General features: G+C 41.5%; 14 protein-coding genes. 9 read left to right on the top strand and 5 right to left on the bottom strand.

All coding sequences use genetic code 11. The features are described from left to right. The first annotated feature begins 171 nt into the window (after positions 1–171). From BMY70_RS00550 to BMY70_RS00510, 8 genes are all read left to right on the top strand, one after another. The gene (locus BMY70_RS00550; protein WP_090330697.1) at positions 172–429 is read left to right on the top strand and encodes a hypothetical protein; all 258 of its coding nucleotides are present in this window, start codon (positions 172–174) and stop codon (positions 427–429) included. Positions 430–586: 157 nt separating this feature from the next. Further along, positions 587–2293 (top strand): tetratricopeptide repeat protein, encoded by a 1707-nt coding sequence (locus tag BMY70_RS00545; RefSeq protein ID WP_229209432.1) that lies wholly within the window; start codon positions 587–589, stop codon positions 2291–2293. A 258-nt stretch (positions 2294–2551) separates the two neighbouring features. Next, positions 2552–5311, top strand: coding sequence for a TonB-dependent receptor (locus BMY70_RS00540; protein ID WP_090330694.1), 2760 nt, complete (start codon positions 2552–2554; stop codon positions 5309–5311). A 29-nt stretch (positions 5312–5340) separates the two neighbouring features. Then, positions 5341–6618 (top strand): right-handed parallel beta-helix repeat-containing protein, encoded by a 1278-nt coding sequence (locus BMY70_RS00535; RefSeq protein ID WP_090330691.1) that lies wholly within the window; start codon positions 5341–5343, stop codon positions 6616–6618. Positions 6619–6648: 30 nt separating this feature from the next. Next, entirely contained in the window at positions 6649–7746 is a 1098-nt protein-coding gene (locus tag BMY70_RS00530) for a phytase (protein ID WP_090330688.1), read from the top strand. A gap of 618 nt (positions 7747–8364) precedes the next feature. Then, on the top strand, positions 8365–9501 hold the full coding sequence (locus BMY70_RS00525) for a BamA/TamA family outer membrane protein (protein ID WP_229209431.1): 1137 nt from the start codon (positions 8365–8367) through the stop codon (positions 9499–9501). Between the two features lie 120 nt (positions 9502–9621). Further along, complete coding sequence (locus BMY70_RS00520; protein ID WP_090330685.1) at positions 9622–10554, top strand: NAD(P)-dependent oxidoreductase; 933 nt, start codon at positions 9622–9624, stop codon at positions 10552–10554. Between the two features lie 164 nt (positions 10555–10718). Further along, complete coding sequence (locus BMY70_RS00510) at positions 10719–11672, top strand: DUF4886 domain-containing protein (protein WP_090330679.1); 954 nt, start codon at positions 10719–10721, stop codon at positions 11670–11672. Between the two features lie 83 nt (positions 11673–11755). Here BMY70_RS00510 and BMY70_RS00505 read toward each other — a convergent pair whose 3' ends face one another. Further along, positions 11756–12199 carry a YMGG-like glycine zipper-containing protein gene (locus BMY70_RS00505; protein ID WP_090330676.1) on the bottom strand — a complete coding sequence of 148 codons (444 nt, stop codon included), beginning with the start codon at positions 12197–12199 and terminating at the stop codon, positions 11756–11758. Positions 12200–12317: 118 nt separating this feature from the next. Beyond that, on the bottom strand, positions 12318–12743 hold the full coding sequence (locus BMY70_RS00500) for a VOC family protein (protein WP_090332528.1): 426 nt from the start codon (positions 12741–12743) through the stop codon (positions 12318–12320). A 288-nt stretch (positions 12744–13031) separates the two neighbouring features. Between BMY70_RS00500 and BMY70_RS00495 the strand changes: the two genes are divergently transcribed. Continuing rightward, complete coding sequence (locus tag BMY70_RS00495; protein ID WP_090330673.1) at positions 13032–14426, top strand: alpha/beta hydrolase; 1395 nt, start codon at positions 13032–13034, stop codon at positions 14424–14426. Between the two features lie 93 nt (positions 14427–14519). On the opposite strand, the gene BMY70_RS00490 is transcribed toward BMY70_RS00495, so the two are convergent. The 3 genes from BMY70_RS00490 to BMY70_RS00480 form a co-directional block, all read right to left on the bottom strand. Continuing rightward, the gene (locus BMY70_RS00490) at positions 14520–15398 is read right to left on the bottom strand and encodes an alpha/beta hydrolase (RefSeq protein ID WP_090330670.1); all 879 of its coding nucleotides are present in this window, start codon (positions 15396–15398) and stop codon (positions 14520–14522) included. A gap of 72 nt (positions 15399–15470) precedes the next feature. Further along, entirely contained in the window at positions 15471–15884 is a 414-nt protein-coding gene (locus BMY70_RS00485; RefSeq protein ID WP_090330667.1) for a DUF6157 family protein, read from the bottom strand. A gap of 78 nt (positions 15885–15962) precedes the next feature. After that, a complete protein-coding gene (locus BMY70_RS00480; RefSeq protein ID WP_177196921.1) occupies positions 15963–17279 on the bottom strand; it encodes a BNR-4 repeat-containing protein in 1317 nt (438 codons plus the stop codon). Between the last annotated feature and the right edge of the window lie 72 nt (positions 17280–17351).

Raw genomic sequence — 17351 nt, 5'->3', positions numbered from 1 at the left:
AAAGTGAAATGAATTTCTTTTTTATAAAGCTGAACCGAGCCCTGATTCTACCTGATTTTTCCTTTTAAATGAGAGCCTGAATCATTTTGACAACGTAAAGTTTACAATTTCATCATCCTGGTATGTAATAAATAAAGCAACTTGCGTCGTCTGTTATTATTTATCCCGCATATGAATTTAAAAAAAGAATCATTGGAAACTGTAATCGACAGGGCGATTGAATCGGGGCTTAGTTCATCTCATGTTCTGTCAGATAAAGCCCGGAAAAGAATTGAAAAATCGGCGGAGAAACTAGGGGAGAAGCTTGCTGAACTATTTGAAAAAGAAGAGAAGAGAACTCTTGAAAAATCAGAAGGGCAAGTAAAAGAGAGAAAAAAAACGAAAAAAAAATCTGCCGGGGTTTCTGATCAGGACATACAGGATCAGTAGGAGGTGATTAGATTCAATCTGCATCCGGGTCAGGCCTGAAAACCGACCGGATGCAGCGATTTTGCATCTTGTGCAAATTAGAAACGCTAAATTTGAAAGTATTGGCGAAAGCATCCTTATTAATTTGGTAACGGAATTTTAAGCGGATGGAACTAACTTGCGCCCAGATTTAACCGTTGCTGACATTTTTATGGATTACGCGGCCTCGCAATATTTTAAAAAGTATCAAAATTATTTTCTCTGCGTATTTATTTTTCTCTTCGGCGTTTTGGTTGGCGAATCATCCATAGCTCAGATTGCCGACGCTGAAAATTCAAGGGAGAATAGTGAGCAGATTCGAAATAATTTTAGCCGGCCGGATTCTGTTTTATTAGTCTTGAAGGAACAATATAACATGGTTGTTAAGGATGATCAGGTAAAGGCAGCTCAATATCTTCATCAAATCGGTAAACTTCTTTTTAGCTCAGGCCATTATCCCCAATCACTGGATTACCTCTTACAAGCCGACAACATTTATCGCAAGCAGAAACAGATAAAATTGCTGGCTGAAAATCTGGGTACACTGGGAGAACTTTATTACCGCACAACCCAGACAGTGCTTGCCAGAAAACAGTTTGATGAAGCGCTTTTGCACTATAAAAATTTAAAGGATGAATCGGGGAAAGCCAGTATTTACGGCCATATCGGCCATCTATATGAAAAAAGACAGCTTTACGATAGCTCTTTCTATTTTCAGCGGAAGGCCCTGCAAGTCTATGAGCAAATCAACCAAAAAGAAAGCGCAGCGAAAATCTATGAGAATATAGGAAGCATCTACGAAGATCAGGAAAAATACGATTCGGCTTACTGGTATTTTAACAGGGCGTTCGTTCTCAATAAAGAGCAGGGAAATGAAAGGGCTCAGATTGAAGTGCTCAATAATCTGGGAGACGTACTTCGGAAAACCGGACGATATCGGGAAGGATTGAATTTTAGTATGCGTGCCCTGGCAATGGCGGAAAAAACCGGCGAATATTATCAGCTTTCCGGTGCTTATAATGACATAGGAAAGGGGTATAACTTTGTTAATAGAAATGATAGTGCGTTTTACTATTTGTCGTTGAGTCGCAGATATTTAAATGATATTTATTCGGAGGAGAGTAACAAGCAGCTCGCGCTTTTGCAGACATTATATGAGATTGAAAAAAAAGATAAAGAGATCGAAGGTTTGACATTGGCCAGAAAAACAGATCTTCTCATCAGCATCGCGACAGGCATAGTGGTTGTTTTGGTTATACTTATTGCCGGACTTATCATTAGCCGGCAGCGTTTGAAGATTAAAAATGAGCAGAAACTGCATGAGCAAAATAAGCAAGTTTACAGAACTCAAAATCAGCTCATGGAAGCTGAGCTTGAAAATAAAAAACTTCAGGAAGAAAATCTTAGACAGGAACTTGAAATCAAGACAAAAGTATTGAGCAGTTATACTTTACATGTCATCCGGAAAAACCAGCAGCTTGAAGACTTGCAGTCGCAGCTGGATGCGTTGGCAAAGGATGATAAACGAGATCAAAAAAAGCAGATCAGACAACTTTCCGAGCAAATCGGTGCCGGACTGAGCGATGATCAGCATTGGGAAGAATTTCGCGGTATTTTTGAACAGGTTCATCAGTCTTTTTTTGACCGGCTGCAGCAGCAATCCGGTCCGCTTACCTCAAATGACCTTCGGTTGATCGCTCTTATTAAAATGAATCATACTTCGGCGGATATTTCCACCTTGTTAGGCGTGTCTACGGATAGTCTTCGCGTGATGCGGCACAGGCTCAGAAAAAAGCTGAATCTGGCACAGGGCGAGAACCTTTCAAACTTCATACAGTCTGTTTGATATCACTTAACAATTCGGTAATACTAACATAACACAAAGATAATGGATGAAATTAAAGTTTTAAATACTTGATAGTCAACTAATTGATTTGTGATTACCGCTACTGTTGCTTTCTTGTAACGCTATAATTCACGCTGTTTCCCTTTTGTTAACGGGGTAGATTTGCATCCCGGAGATTTCTATGCCCACCTTCGTATCGTTGTTTTAAAAAGGCTCAAATATCTGCCTTCATACTTTAACCGATTCGAATTTTTAAAGATGCGTTATAGCTTTTACTTGTGTCTGGCTGCATTTATTATTACGTCTTCTTTCGTTGTTGCAGGAACATTAAAAGGGAAATTGACCGAAGCGGCAAGCGGCGACCCAGCTCTTGGTGTTGTGGTCATGCTCGAAGGTACAGGTTTTCAGGACATCTCCGGATTAGATGGTAGTTTTACCATCCGTAACGTGAAGAAAGGAACCTATAAACTGATCGTTCGCCACATTTCCTATGCAATCGTTCAGAGAGAATTCTCCATTTCAGAAGAAGAGGTTATCAACTTTGAAATGGCTTTGGAAATGGCCGAAGATTTAAAATTGAACGAAGTTTCGGTTATAGGAACACGCGATGGGGCGGCAGATCAGACTGCGCGTTCGATGGAGCGAAATGCTAATCAGGTCATGAATATTGTTTCGGGAAAGACAATTCAGATTTCTCCGGATTTGACAGTGGCCAACGTTATTCAGCGTGTTTCAGGTGTTACACTTGAGCGCAACAGCAACGGCGACGGCCAGTATGCTATTCTTCGGGGAATGGATAAACGGTACAATTACACGCTGGTCAACGGAGTGAAAATCCCTAGCCCTGATAATAAATACCGTTATGTTCCTTTGGATATTTTTCCTTCCGACCTTCTCGACCGTCTTGAAGTGTACAAAGCTTTGACACCCTCGATGGAAGGCGACGCGATTGGCGGAGCTGTAAATATGGTGATGAAAGATGCACCTGACCGATTTACATTATCAGCAAACATTTCAAGCGGGTACAACGAATTGTTCATGCAGCGTAATTTTTTGAGTTATGATTTTAAAAACATTCAGTCGAAATCGCCTTATGAAAAAAATGGTAATCAGTATAACGCGACAGCTGCTGATTTCTCAAAAGCTGCCGTTGATTATACTTCAAAAAGACCAATGCCAAACTTACTTGGAAGCCTGGCTATTGGAAACCGTTATCTAAATGGAAAACTTGGCGTTCTGCTGGCCGGAAGTTATCAGAATACTTACCGCGGAAGCAATAGTTTGTTTTATGATTCAGAAACAGTCGATACGCTGCGTGGAGAAACGTTAACAAAAATGAACGAACGTCAGTATTCTGAGCAGCAGACGCGTTATGGGCTTCATTCTAAAATTGATTTTAGGTTTAACGACAGAAATAAGATCCAGTTTTACAATGCTTTTATGAATTTGACCAACGTTCAGGTCAGAGATGTTAAATCAACACAGCTGACGATCGGAGGCTATGATCCGGTTCTGGGAAATGCAACCCTGAATTATTCCACCAGATCACGGCTGACGCGTCAGCAGATTTTTAACAGCACTTTGCAGGGAAGACATCAGCTTACAGAAAGATTCGGGTTACAATGGTCGGCTGTATACTCGAAAGCAACGAACGAGGTACCTGATAACGTGACTGTGCCTTTAATAGGAATTCGTAAAAATTTCATTGACACAAAAACAACGGTGGGCGACGCGTCAAGACGGTGGGAACATAACTCAGACCGGGATATCTCAGCCTATTTGAATTTTACCTATTTGCAGCCGGTCGGAACTATGCAGTTTGAATATATGGCGGGTGGGCTGTTCAGAGATAAGTCGAGAACCAATTTCTATAATAACTATCAGTTGAGGCCGTCAAATCCATTTGCTCAGTTCGGAACGGATTTTACGACGTATTCACAAATTCAATGGACGATCCAGAATCCGAGAGGAGCTGTCGCGACGGCACTGAATTATAATGCAACTGAGCAAATCAAAGCTGGTTATTTTCAGCTTAAAGCCGAATCGGAAAAACTGGAAGTGTTGGGTGGCGTTCGTATAGAGGCTACCGATCAGGGATACAGTATGCTTTTTCCTATTGGCGAAGACCGCCCGGTTGGAAGTCAGGTTTATACTGATTTTTTACCAAGCCTTCATTTTAAGTATAAAACCAAAGAAAATGTCAACTTGCGGGCTTCTTATTTTCGGTCTGTCAACCGCCCTGGATTCTTCGAAATCGTCCCGTACCGTATTGTCCAGGAAGAATATCAGGAGCGGGGAAATGCCGATTTAAAAAGGGCAGTAGCAGACAATATAGATCTTCGTTACGAAATTTTCCCGAACTCATCGGACCAGTTCATGGCAGGTCTTTTTTACAAACACATTAAAGATCCCATCGAATATACCTTACAGCGGGATGCTGTACGCGGTCAGGATATTTTTTACGCACCGGGGAATTTTGGAAATGCCAATAATTATGGAATTGAGGTTGACTACATCCGTTATTTCAAAATGTTTGGCGTGAAGGCAAATTATACGTACACGCATTCGCAGATTACAACGCCTAAATCCAAAAGGATCAGAAACGAAAGTGGTGATCTTGAAACGATTAATGTAGATCAATCAAGACCACTTTATGGGCAGTCGGCCCACGTGGCTAACCTATCGCTTTTGTATAAAAATGCAAAAAGGGGGATTGATGCTCAGTTGGCCGCAGGTTATACAGGCGACAGGATCAATACAGTTTCTCAGTTTCTTGACAATGACTTGTGGCAAAAGGGTTTTGTCCAGATGGATGCTTCCATTGAAAAAACTTTTTCCAACGGCCTGGGAATATTCGCGAAAGCAAATAATCTTCTGAATACACCGATGGAGGTTTATATGAAAAATGTAAGCGCAGCCAATCATAATGTTGCTGAACAAAGCAGTTTGAAGAGAACGCTGATACGCCGCGACTATTACCAGCGCTCTTATCTTCTGGGAGTCCGTTATAAGTTCTAAACACAATATTTATCTAAAACAATTATCTCATGTACGAATTCAAAATGAAAAATTTACTTGCTTTTGCTTCATTAGCTCTATTCACGCTGGCAGGCTGCGATAGTGACAAGTCAGAACCGACTCCCTCGGTAGAAATTCCGGTTGTCCAGGAGTCTGTATCCGGCGAGGTTTCCGGTACGTGGACAAAAGGTGGTACTTATAAAATCACAGGTCATATTCAAATTCCCGAGGGAAAATCACTAACGATCCAGGAAGGTGTGACCGTCCTTTTCAGTGATTCCGTTATAAAACCGGAAGTAGTAGTAAAAGGCAATTTATATAGTCTGGGTACGGCCGAAGCACCAGTCAAGTTTACAGTTCCTGATAGCTGGAAAACTGCGAAAAACCAATTTGGTAATCTTTGGGGAGGACTTATCGCAGGACCAAAATCAAGCGAATTTGTTTTGACTAATACAATACTTGAATATGGCGGTGCTGTTACCACCGAAGAGTCACCATCTGTCAAAGCAGGACTATACAAGGCTGCAGCTGGTGAACATGTACCTGTTCTTTACTACCCAAACGTAAGTGGGAAGCTGATCGTGACGAACAGCACAATACGTAATTTCAATGAAGACGGGTTTTATATTGAAGGTGGTCAGGTTATTATTGCCAATAATTATTTCTATACAACTGGTGTTTCCGGTGGTGATGCTATCAACATTAAATCGGGTGTTCAGGCTGACGTTGCTTTTAATGTAGTATATAGTCCTAATACTAATGCCTTGAAGTTATCGAATTCAGGCGACCGTACTCCTCAGGCGTATGTGGTTGGCTACAACAACACGATCATCAATGCGGGATGGAGAAGGCCTACTACAAAAGGAGGATCGATCTGGCTGGAGAAATCGGTAAGGGCGGATCTTTATAACAATCTCTTAGCTAACGATCGTTATGGAATTAAAAGAGATAAAGGTGCTCCCGAAGATTCCCGTTCAGTGATCAGCAATACTTTTTATTACGGGCATAATCAGACTACCGCAGATCAGTTCCAGCCATCGGATGAGATTGTAAAAGGTGTGAACGATATTATTTCAGCCAAAGCAGCTGAGAACGATCCTAAGTTTGTAAGTTACCCCTTGACAACAGACATGCAGAATGCGACTTTCAATACCAGCTGGGATTTTCATCTGCAAGCGGGTTCTCCAGCACTTGCGAAAGGGAAAACTGATTTTACCCGCTTATTTGCCAATGGAATTGTTGTTAATGGTATAACATACAAATCGCCGGCTCCGGCCAGCTTCATCGGTGCTTTCGGAACAAAATAAGCTAATGTTTGATTTATTTTAAATACTTCTGTGAAACTACTGATTAGCTCTCTAAGTGTTCTGAGCATATTTATTGTGTCATGTCAGGAGAAAAAGCAAGTCGCTGATTCTGCCGAAACGGACGCTGTGAAAATTGTTGAACCATTATATATTTCGGATACTGTTGCCCATGATTCGGACGATCCGGCGGTTTGGATAGATCCCCGGGATCCGTCGCAAAGTCTAATTCTGGGTACTGACAAGGATGCAGACGGCGGATTATATGTTTTTGATCTTAAAGGCAAAATTGTCAAAGACAAGGTGATTCGCGGACTGAAACGACCCAATAATGTCGACATCGCGTATGGGATCATGCTGGCAGGAAAACCTACGGACATAGTTGTGGTTAGTGAGCGTTTTACGCATAAGCTCAGAATTTACTCGCTTCCTGATATGAAACCTGTTGATGGCGGCGGAATCGAAGTCTACCAGGGAGAGACAGCCGACGGAGCCAGAGATTTAATGGGCATTGCGCTATACAAAAATAAGGCAGGTAAGATCTATGCAATTGCCGGCCGGAAAACCGGCCCTACCGATGGTACATATCTTTGGCAATATCTGTTAGAAGATAGTGGTTCAGGCAAAATCAAAGCGACTTTGGTCAGGAAATTCGGCACGTACAGCGGTATGAAAGAAATTGAATCAATTGTCGTGGATGAAGAGCTTGGCTATGTTTATTATTCAGATGAAGGAAAAGGGGTGCATAAATATTACGCAGATCCGGAAAAAGGAAATAAAGAGCTTGCTCTTTTTGCAACGACGGGTTTCACAGAAGATCATGAAGGTCTTTCCATTTATAAACTTACCAGTTCTACAGGATATATTCTGGTTTCAGATCAGGGCGCTAACCAGTTTCAGATTTTCAGCCGGGAGGGAGAAGTAGGTAATGCTCACAGCCATCCCCATTTGAAAACAGTCAAAGTGAAAGCGTCTCACAGTGACGGTTCGGAGATGGTTTCCATTCCATTAAACACTGATTTCAAAAACGGATTATTCATCGCCATGAGCGATGACAAGACCTTTCACTTATACCGCTGGGAAGACATCGCAGGAAGTAGTCTTAAATCTATCGGAAATAGAAAGGATTGAATCGAAATTTCCGCCGCCTGATTTTAAAGCACAAATGGGACTATTTTTTGCCCCGTTTGTGCTTTTTCAGGTAGTTTAAACTTTTTAAAGTATAGCCAGAACTCCTATATCGGAATTCTTCAAAATTAATTGTTCTACAACTGCTGTTTGTTGCAGAAAAATATGCTCCGCATTGGATTGTCCATCGTCAGTGGGATAAGCGAAATGCGAATAGAATGATACGTTGGTGTCTTGCGTAAAATGATGCGCTCAATATTAATGTTTTTGCTAAGTACTGCCACGCATTTCATTACCCTTGATGAGATAACCGAATAATCTACTGAAATCAGAATCGTTTTCACTTTCACAAATGTTTAATTTAACGAAATAGAAAAACGAAATTATCTTGCGCCTACTGGTTATTTAAAAATGTGAAACTCTTTTCAAAGCCGAATTAGTGAGCCGTTAAAGCTCATAAGGTTACAATTTTTTCAGTTAATATTGAACGTATCGGTTTAGGATCGGTGATAAGCTTGGCTGCATTGCGTAACGGCAACGACTACGCATTGCATATTGGGTCTTGGCTGGCTTGATTTTTTAATCTAGTTTTAATGTCTAAACTTAATACAAACCAATCTCTTGAATTCAAGATATTTTTGCCTGCTTCTCTTATTACTCGCTCCGCTCGATGCCGCTTTTTCTCAGGAAAAACCCGGGTGGATTAAACGAGCAATCCAAAAGGCGATTTCCGATACAACCTCGCCAGGAAAACCCAGTTTCCGGATTTACCCAACGCTGGCTTACTCGCCGGAAACAAGTTTTGAATTTGGGTTCTCTTCGCTGCTTCTTTTCCAGGCAAAAAACGATACTTTGAACCGTCTCAGTGAAATACAGGCGTTTACCTTCATAACACTGGAAGCACAATATGGAATATGGCTGGATAATGCTATATATGGGGATCAGGACAAATGGTTTTTTCTGGGAAGGACCAGATTTCAGCGCTTTCCACTTCTATACTATGGGATAGGACCGGAAACCTCAGGCCATGAGCCCGCACTTATTGACGCAAATTATCTGCTTTTACGACAGCGTGTGCTCCGGAAAATCGTGCCTAATCTTTTCGTAGGGCCGGAAGTTGATTATCAGCAATTGTATAATACCAGTTTTAATCAGCCCGAAGGAAATCATGAGTATGAGGCTCCGCTTGGCAGTGATGGTACCCGTAATCTTGGGCTCGGTGCTGCGCTTGTCTACGATAACCGGCATAATGTACTGAATGTTCGCAAAGGCCTCTTCGGAGAAATTTCGTTTTTGCAATATGCTCCGAAACTTGGCAGTGATTATAAGTTCTACGGAGTTAATCTCGATATTCGTTCTTCCCATCCTACCAATGCCCGAAATGTACTTGCATGGCAATTGTATGGAAATTTTCTTTCAGGTAATGTTCCTTTTAATCAGCTTGCGCTAATGGGCGGCGAAATGATTATGCGCGGATATTATTCTGGGCGGTACCGTGATAAAAATATGCTTGCTTTTCAAACCGAACATCGCTGGCTTCCTTTCCGTTTCAGCAAAAGAATCGGAGGGACAGTGTTTGCCGCCGCTGCGGTAGTGGCTCCGAAGCTTAATGAATTTAGCTGGAAGCATATCCGTCCTTCTGGTGGTGTAGGACTTCGGTACCTGCTTTTCCCTAAAAAAGATATTTTCCTGCGTCTGGACGTTGGCTTTACAAAAGAAGGTCCCGGATTTTATCTTTTTACCGGCGAAGCCTTCTGAAAACCTGGTTTTCGGCAGCTTTATGCGAATTTGGAACAGTATTTTACGATGTCCATGCGTCGCCTTTACGGGAATCTTTTACCCCGCAATTACTTCATCACGAATTAAATAAGCTTGATAATGAAAATTTTAGTGTATCTGGATTTTGACAAACAATGTCAAAAAGAATTAATAGAACGGCTCCCCAAAAAAGTAGAAGTAGTTTATGCTTCAGGATTTTCGGAATCACAGCTGAACGATGCACTGCAAGATGCTGAAATTCTGGTTGGTAACCCGCCGGTTAAGTCCTTAAAAACGATACCGGAATCTTTGAAATTCTGGCAGTTGGAACATGTGGGCTTTGAACAATACAAAGATCTGGACTTCAAAGGGAAAGTAGCCAATGTTGGTGACATGTCCGCAAAGCCTGTCGCAGAAACAATTGTCAGTGGAATTTTAGCTTTTTACCGCGGAGTGCATAACATGGTGAGAAATCAGATTGAAAAGGAATGGGTAGGAGAGAAGGCAGAGCAGAACCTTCATATACTTGGTGAAAAACGAGTGATCATCCTGGGTTCCGGCGCGATTGCCGAACACGTCAGGAAAATTTTGAAGGCCTTCGGCTGCGAGGTGCTTACTACGGCTAAGAGTGATCCTGATGCGGACATCCATTCATTTAAGGATCTACTGAAAGAACTGCCTGAGACTGATCTTGTAATTAATACATTACCCGGGAATTTGGAAGACTATGTCTCGAAAGATTTTTTTGATGAAATGAAGAAAGATAGCCTTTATGCAAGCGTTGGCCGAGGTAATACTACCAATGAACCGGAAATGATCAAAGCGCTTCAAGATGGTCGCCTGCTCGGAGCGGTCCTGGATGTTACCGAAGTTGAACCTTTGCCTAAGGGCAGCAAGCTTTGGACTATGCGTAACGTTATTTTGACGCAACATACAGGCGCTGCACACAAGGATCGCAACCGTGATAAAATTGACGTTTTTGTCAAGAATATAAAAAAATACCTGAGCGGTAAAAAGATTGAAGATGAGGTAGCGCTTAACGAGGGATATTAAATCGGGTAAAAGCCGAGCCGCACATCATGGAAGAAAAAGACTCAAATTCTTGGGTCTTTTTCTTCCATGTCCGTATGTTCTTGTAATCCGGGAAGAGGCGTTGTAGCTTAGCTTTGATTTGTGTATTTTCTGTAAAATCTTTGAAGTATTCTAACAAAACCCAAATGAACTTTAAACTCAATAAAAAATCTGACATAAGAACATCGATGATGCTTATGATGATTTTGCTTTTCACAAGTGGTTCTTATGCATCAGCCTTTCGTGAACATCTTACCCAAAGTGATACCCTGAGATTATTTCTGATAGGTAACAGCTTTTCACAAAACGCAACGCGGTATTTGCCTCAACTTGCTCAGGAAGGGGGGCATCTGTTAAAGATCGGCCGTGCGGAATTGGGGGGCTGCTCGCTGCAGCGGCACTGGGAAATTGCCGAAGCGGCGGACAAAAATCCAGCAGATCCGAAAGGAAAGGCTTACAATGGAAAGTCACTCAGAGAATTATTGTCTTCAGGTACCTGGGACATCGTCACAATTCAGCAGAATTCGATGAATTCCGGCGATGCAACGACATACTCGCCTTACGCAAAAAAACTTTTCGACCTGATAAAATCGATACAGCCCAAGGCCAAAATCCTAATGCATCAAACATGGGCATACCGGGTTGACGCGAAGCAATTCACACAGATTGCAGATAAACAAAATGCTTCCAGTGCCGAAGAAATGTGGAAAAAATCGCGGGCAGCCTACCACGCAGTCGCAAAATCGCTGGGAGTCGAGTTAATTCCAGTTGGAGATGCATTTTGGAAGATTAATTCGGAACCTGAAACAACTTACAAACCTGACGTGAATTTTAACTTTGACGCGGCGAAATCGCCTGACTTACCAGACCAAACCAATTCGCTACATGCAGGATACAGGTGGGATAACAGTGGTAAAATTGCTTTCGATGCAAATCATGCCAATGAAGCCGGGTGCTTTTTAGGAGGCCTGGTTTGGTATGGAGTTCTCTTCAATCAATCACCCGCCAAACTAAAATATCTTCCGGAAAAAGTGGAAGAACGTTTTGCGGAAAATCTCAGGAAAGTTGCAGCTGATGTAACAACCAATACCAAAAAATAAAGTGTTTCCAACCTATAACAGCAAGCGACCCGGCAAAATTTGCCGGGTCGCTTGCTGTTATAAAATCTGTTTTTGAGGAGCAATCAATTGGATCCGTTTTTCTTTTTCTTCGAGCGGTCAACCAAGGCTCCTGTCCCGGCTCCTACACCCGCGCCGATCAAACTTCCAACAATTGCGCCCTCGGCGCGGTTCTTATTTATTATTGCGCCAGTGACAGCTCCTGTTCCGGCTCCAACAACCGCACCTTTTGCCGTATGATTCCATCCTTTCTTCCTTGCAGCAACGGGAGCAGCGTTGTTATTTGCAACAACTTGTCTGTCCTTTTCCTCATTTTGCGCTTTCAATTTTTCTTCCCTATCCGCCATCACAGCGTTCATAGAGTCTACAACTGCCTTTTTAGCTATTACTGCCTGCATTGAATCAATTGTAGCCTGTTTCGCTGCAAGTGCTTCAGACTCCTTGTTAGAGCCGCTGTTACAGGCAAATAGAAAACAAATTGCGCTGAAAATTAAGACGATCGATTTCATAGTATAGATTTTAGGTTACTCAATAATCTATATTAAGTCCTAAAATCATGCCAGCAGACTGCGATACGGAGCGAGATTGCCACGGAAAAAAACTATTTGAAGATTTGTAGCAATTCGTTTACGCATTTTTCAGCTTTTCGATGTCGAGTTTTTTCATCCCCATTACCTGCTGCATGACACGTTTCGCCTTCCCAGGATCTGAAATCAATTGTGGAAGTATGGCAGGAATAATTTGCCACGAGAACCCGAATTTGTCTTTCAACCAGCCGCACATGCTTTCTTCACCTCCATCTGCGGTCAAAGCCTCCCAGTAATAGTCAATTTCCGTTTGGTCCTGACAGTTCACAACGAAGGATACTGCCTCACTGAATTTAAAGTGCGGTCCACCATTCAGACCCATCACCCGGTTTCCATTTAATTCAAAAGTAACTACCATCGGCGTGTCGTCAAGTATTTTTGAATTTTTGAAAACGGAGCAGTAAAACTCAGCTGCGGCTTTTGCATTACCGTCGTACCACAAACAGGGATATATCTGATTATTCATTTTCATTTTGTTTAAAATACTTATTGATACAAGTTTATAGACTTATTCCGAAAAAAGAGGGGGGATAAAACGACTTTTTTAGGGGGAATTAAGACAAACCTGCCGTTAGCTCAAAACAAAGTAGATAAAACTAAGACGTTTGAGACGCTGCTTCGCTTATCGGAAATTTTTGTGGCTAACTGGCTGATTTTACGGTAAATAAGTAGTGTGCGACTTTTCAGGAATTTTAATTACTTCTTCTTTCTTTTGATATAGGTTTGGCGTACCACCTTTTTCAAAGATAACGAAATGTTAAAAGCTCTGATCAAATTTGATTTGGATCACGTCTCACAACGACCCCTTGTAAATTCGTCTTTTTCCGGATTTTATAAAAAAGGGGAGGCTGTAAATATTGCCAGCGCAAGATATGAGGAGAACGAAAAGTTATGGTATGTTCTCGAAAATGGTATCCAGATTGACTCCCATTTTGTGGAAGTCGAGCCTTATTCGGGCTTGGGGGAACAGGATAAAATCCAGTTTTTTCTCTGTTACAGAAATCTTGATGAGCATAATAATCCATCGCTGGATGACGAAACCGCGCCGGATCAACTGTATTTTGCACAGATTACCACGCCAAGCGATTCCCGTAGGTTTCTGGTAAATCATTGGGATGAAAACACCTTTGTTAACGCAGTGATGAATGCTGTGAAGCCGTTAGCGGCTGAAAGAAAACATGTGTTTATTTATATCCATGGTTTCGATTGGGAGCCTGGACTCAAACTGGATCTTCCGTCAACTTTCGTTCAGAGTTATATGAACCATTCTGCAAACTCGATAGCCAAGATCATCTATTTTGGATGGCCATCTACAGGATGGCGAACAAAGGCGGATGATAAAGCGATACAAGCGGGGGAGCATTTTACGAAAAAAAACTTTTTCAATTATTTCAAACAGCTTTCTGATGCTTTGAAGGCGGAGGGTAAATGTCTAAATCTAATTGTACATTCTTTTGGCCATCAGTTATTAAATGGAATGATTAATCCAGGCGCGGATCATGTCAAAAACATTCCGGAAGGAATTTTTGAACACATCTTTTTGATGGCTCCCGACATCACCCACCTTGCGGTTCAAAAGGATGGCGTTATACTCAGGAATATTAAAAAAACCAGAAAAGGGAAACATTATACTTACAATTTTACACCGTTAACAAAACTTGCTTCAAAAGTTCATATTTTCTATAACGAGCTTGATTATTTACTATATCTGAGCACGCAAAAATTCAATGGTAATAAGTCAACGGGTATTTTTAATTCAAAACCTGACGCAAAGGGTATTACCACCGACTATCGCAACCTGGGCAACTATGGCAGAGCATTATTTGATAAGCCTGGTTCAGGTCTGACCCCGGGAGATGGGTTTAATTTTGTTGATGTACAGGACCTTGTTAAAACGGAAATGGCCGCAGATCCATTATACTACCCATTTCAAAATCTCAAAGACGAAAGCAGGCTACGGGCAATTAAAGACATTAGGGAGAATTCCAACTACGAGGGGCTGGCACTACTGGACACTTTTTGGAACAGACATTTTCTGATGACCCACCACCAGTATCTGTTTACCTGTCGTCCAGTCGTGGATCACGTGCTTTCGCTGCTAAATAAAATATCCGAACCCGAACCGTCTGTGCAGAATCTTGTTGTTTAGCCTTTCCGAAGCCTTATTAATTCAAATAATGTCACAAATAGCTATTTGTGACAGAACTTTAGTTTGGGAATCGAACAGAAAATCGAAGCCAGATTATTGCGTTTTCTGAACATCTGCTATGGGATACAAAGCTCTTAAAGCGTTAAAGACGGCCTGGTGCGTTACTGTTGCGTGATCTTCATGCGGGAGATAGTCGAAATAGATCTTAACACGCGGACTTTTACCTTTTTTTAATTTCTCGGCCAGCAGATTTGCATCGACTTCCATCACATGAGGTGTATCACTCGGGGCAAGTCCTTCTTTCCCGACGGCAATATAAACGTCTGTTTTTGTGTTAAAGTTTTCCTGCAACAGCACCGCCGACTGTTTTAGCAGCGAGCCATTATCCCACCAAAGACTTGGACTTACGATAACATATTTGTTGAAAAGTAATGGCTTTTTTAGTAAAATTTCCGTAGCAAGCAGACCGCCTAACGATTGTCCAATCAGTGTTCTGGAACTGTTTGTTTTAAATTTTTTCTCTATATAAGGCCTTAATTCCTGCTCTAAAAATGTGATAAATTTTTCGGATTGGCCTGTGCTAGGAAATCTTTTTTTATCTGAATCTACTGTTGTTGGGAAAGTAAAATCCCGTTTACGGTCAACGTTTGCGATGCCAACAATAATGGATTTAGGTACGCGATTGATCCATGGAAAACTATTAAACTGAAAAAGGCCGGTGATGTGAATAAAGTCTTCGTCCGCTGCGCCATCGAGCAAATAAACGACTGGATATTTTGTCGTGTCGTTTTTACTGTAACCTTCCGGAAGATAAACATTGATTATTCTTTTTTCTGACAAGACGGTGGATTGGATTTCCTCGATGCTGCCCAGTATGAAAGGCTTGCTACTGGTTTGTCCGGAAATTTCAGTCTGGCCGTAAGAGGAAAAGGTTAGAAAAGTAAGGAATAAATAAGCAGCTAAAATTTTCATTCGGTAAGTTTGAGTGGTATCTGACTCAAAAGTATAAAATAATACCGTCCTGATGAAAACCCTTTATTGGTTTCATTTTGCTGACTTCATTGCCTTGACAACTTTTATTTCCTTGCTGTTGACGAATTTTTCATACTCTCTGGTCCCAAATGCATACATTGCAATTTTTCCATCCTTATCATGGTGAATGCCCCATCCATATCTTTTAGTAAGCGGAGATGCTCGTAGACAGGCCTGTCCCTTGGAAAAGAAATCCTTTCGGGCTTCTTCCAGCTCACTTTCAGTGAGATCTTTTCGTTCTGCATAAACATGAAACAGAACATCGTCAGAAGTAAATTTGTAAGGATGCTTGCTGACCATGTCGAACTGGATATTCGCTACCGTTTTTTTATCCTCTTTCACAGGGGGGATTTCTCCTTTGTTTGCAGTTGAATCTTCTGCAATTTCGATAAATGTATTTTGATAATTGGTGGTGTGTTGTTTCATGACATTGAAATTGGATCAAAATTTTGTCAACAGGCGAAGATACTTTACAAAAGCCAAAATGCATTGTTAGATAAGCTGCTAAGGCGCAGAAATGTGAAATTTTATACGGCTATCGTAGTCGGTATAATGTACATATTTTTTATTTTCCATCCACAACAGGACTGATTTATCACCAGGCTTTTTGTATCTGGGTATTGTAGGGCGAACATTGTCAAGTTTTGAGTTTCTGGTAACCGGGGTTATTTTCCAACTATTTCCCATATCACTTGTCTGGCCTTTTGAAATTTCGAACACACCGTTGATCTCATGTGAAAAGTAAACAATCGAGGGATCAAGTGGATCGATTGTAAAACCTCCCGAATAGTTTTGTTCTCTTTCCATTTTACCTTCCGGTGTTTGCGGAAACCAATTTCCGGAATCGATCAGGTAGTGGTCATTCCATTTTTTTCCATCGTAAACTGCGTAATAATATTGATGATTATCATTTGTAGGGTACCTTGTATATGCGACAACCAGGTTTCCTTTTTTGTCTACAACGATATCAAAAATCCATGCTTTTCCTGTCGTTGGGGTTGCTTGATAAACAATTGTGGCGTCAGAAGGATGAAAAGGCAATTGCTCAATCGTTGCAATTTTTGAACCGTCAGCCCGCCAAAAAGCACCATTTTCGTAGAAACAATAATAAACCGAATTTAGCGGTTCAGCATTGGGATGACCGTCAGTAAAAATTAAATGTATCCGCGATTTCCCATCGGAAAAATATTTTACATAGGGACGATTATTGGTATTAAGTTCTTTGGAGGTAATGATAACGACCGGGTCTGACCAGGTTTTGCCGTTATCAGTCGAAGTGACAAAATTAGGTTTGAAGCCAATCCATCTGCCAAAACTGTACAGTTTGTTATTTTCTGAACTCAGTAAAAAAGGATTCGCGTAGGTATAGGTTTCCCGTTTGAATCTGTCCAGAAGCTTTTGATTCGTAGGTTTTAAAACAACTGAATCTGAAAAAGTGCTGACTTTTGGTCCCTGGGTTGTTACGTTTTGGATAACACCCATCCCTTGTGCGCTGCCTCCATGCCAGGTATATTGGGTAAGAATTCGTCTGTCGGGCAACTCGAGAAATGCAGGATTATCATGGTCGTCCTTTTCCAGATTCGTGTATAATTTTTTCTTCTCTATTCTACCGTTTTTTATATCCAAAGAAGCCGCCATAATATCGCCCGAGCTTGTAACCCAGCCTGTGATCACCTGGCTATTTTTTTTACTTGAATAAATGGCTCTCGGATCGCTGAACCAGCACCATGCGCCATCTTCGGTCAACGTACCCGCTGACTGTCCGAAACCGGGCGTATAACAAATCAAAAAAACGTGAAAAATGGCCAGAAGATTTTTCATGATCATGCTGCAAAATTTTTCGCCTCCCTTCAAATGGAAGAGAGGCGAAAGAAAATAAGTTTTAAATACCGA

The organism is Dyadobacter koreensis, from assembly GCF_900108855.1.
In the GTDB taxonomy this organism is placed as follows: domain Bacteria; phylum Bacteroidota; class Bacteroidia; order Cytophagales; family Spirosomataceae; genus Dyadobacter; species Dyadobacter koreensis.
The sequence above is the reverse complement of the archived record's forward strand: the minus strand, read 5'-3'. Positions and strand labels throughout refer to the sequence as shown.

Bases quoted from the DNA above. Each gene is read 5' to 3' on its own strand.
- BMY70_RS00550 (WP_090330697.1), top strand. From the start codon at position 172: ATGAATTTAAAAAAAGAATCATTGGAAACTGTAATCGACAGGGCGATT.
- BMY70_RS00540 (WP_090330694.1), top strand. From the start codon at position 2,552: ATGCGTTATAGCTTTTACTTGTGTCTGGCTGCATTTATTATTACGTCT.
- BMY70_RS00535 (WP_090330691.1), top strand. From the start codon at position 5,341: ATGTACGAATTCAAAATGAAAAATTTACTTGCTTTTGCTTCATTAGCT.
- BMY70_RS00520 (WP_090330685.1), top strand. From the start codon at position 9,622: ATGAAAATTTTAGTGTATCTGGATTTTGACAAACAATGTCAAAAAGAA.
- BMY70_RS00510 (WP_090330679.1), top strand. From the start codon at position 10,719: ATGAACTTTAAACTCAATAAAAAATCTGACATAAGAACATCGATGATG.
- BMY70_RS00505 (WP_090330676.1), bottom strand. From the start codon at position 12,199: ATGAAATCGATCGTCTTAATTTTCAGCGCAATTTGTTTTCTATTTGCC.
- BMY70_RS00500 (WP_090332528.1), bottom strand. From the start codon at position 12,743: ATGAATAATCAGATATATCCCTGTTTGTGGTACGACGGTAATGCAAAA.
- BMY70_RS00495 (WP_090330673.1), top strand. From the start codon at position 13,032: ATGTTAAAAGCTCTGATCAAATTTGATTTGGATCACGTCTCACAACGA.
- BMY70_RS00490 (WP_090330670.1), bottom strand. From the start codon at position 15,398: ATGAAAATTTTAGCTGCTTATTTATTCCTTACTTTTCTAACCTTTTCC.
- BMY70_RS00485 (WP_090330667.1), bottom strand. From the start codon at position 15,884: ATGAAACAACACACCACCAATTATCAAAATACATTTATCGAAATTGCA.
- BMY70_RS00480 (WP_177196921.1), bottom strand. From the start codon at position 17,279: ATGAAAAATCTTCTGGCCATTTTTCACGTTTTTTTGATTTGTTATACG.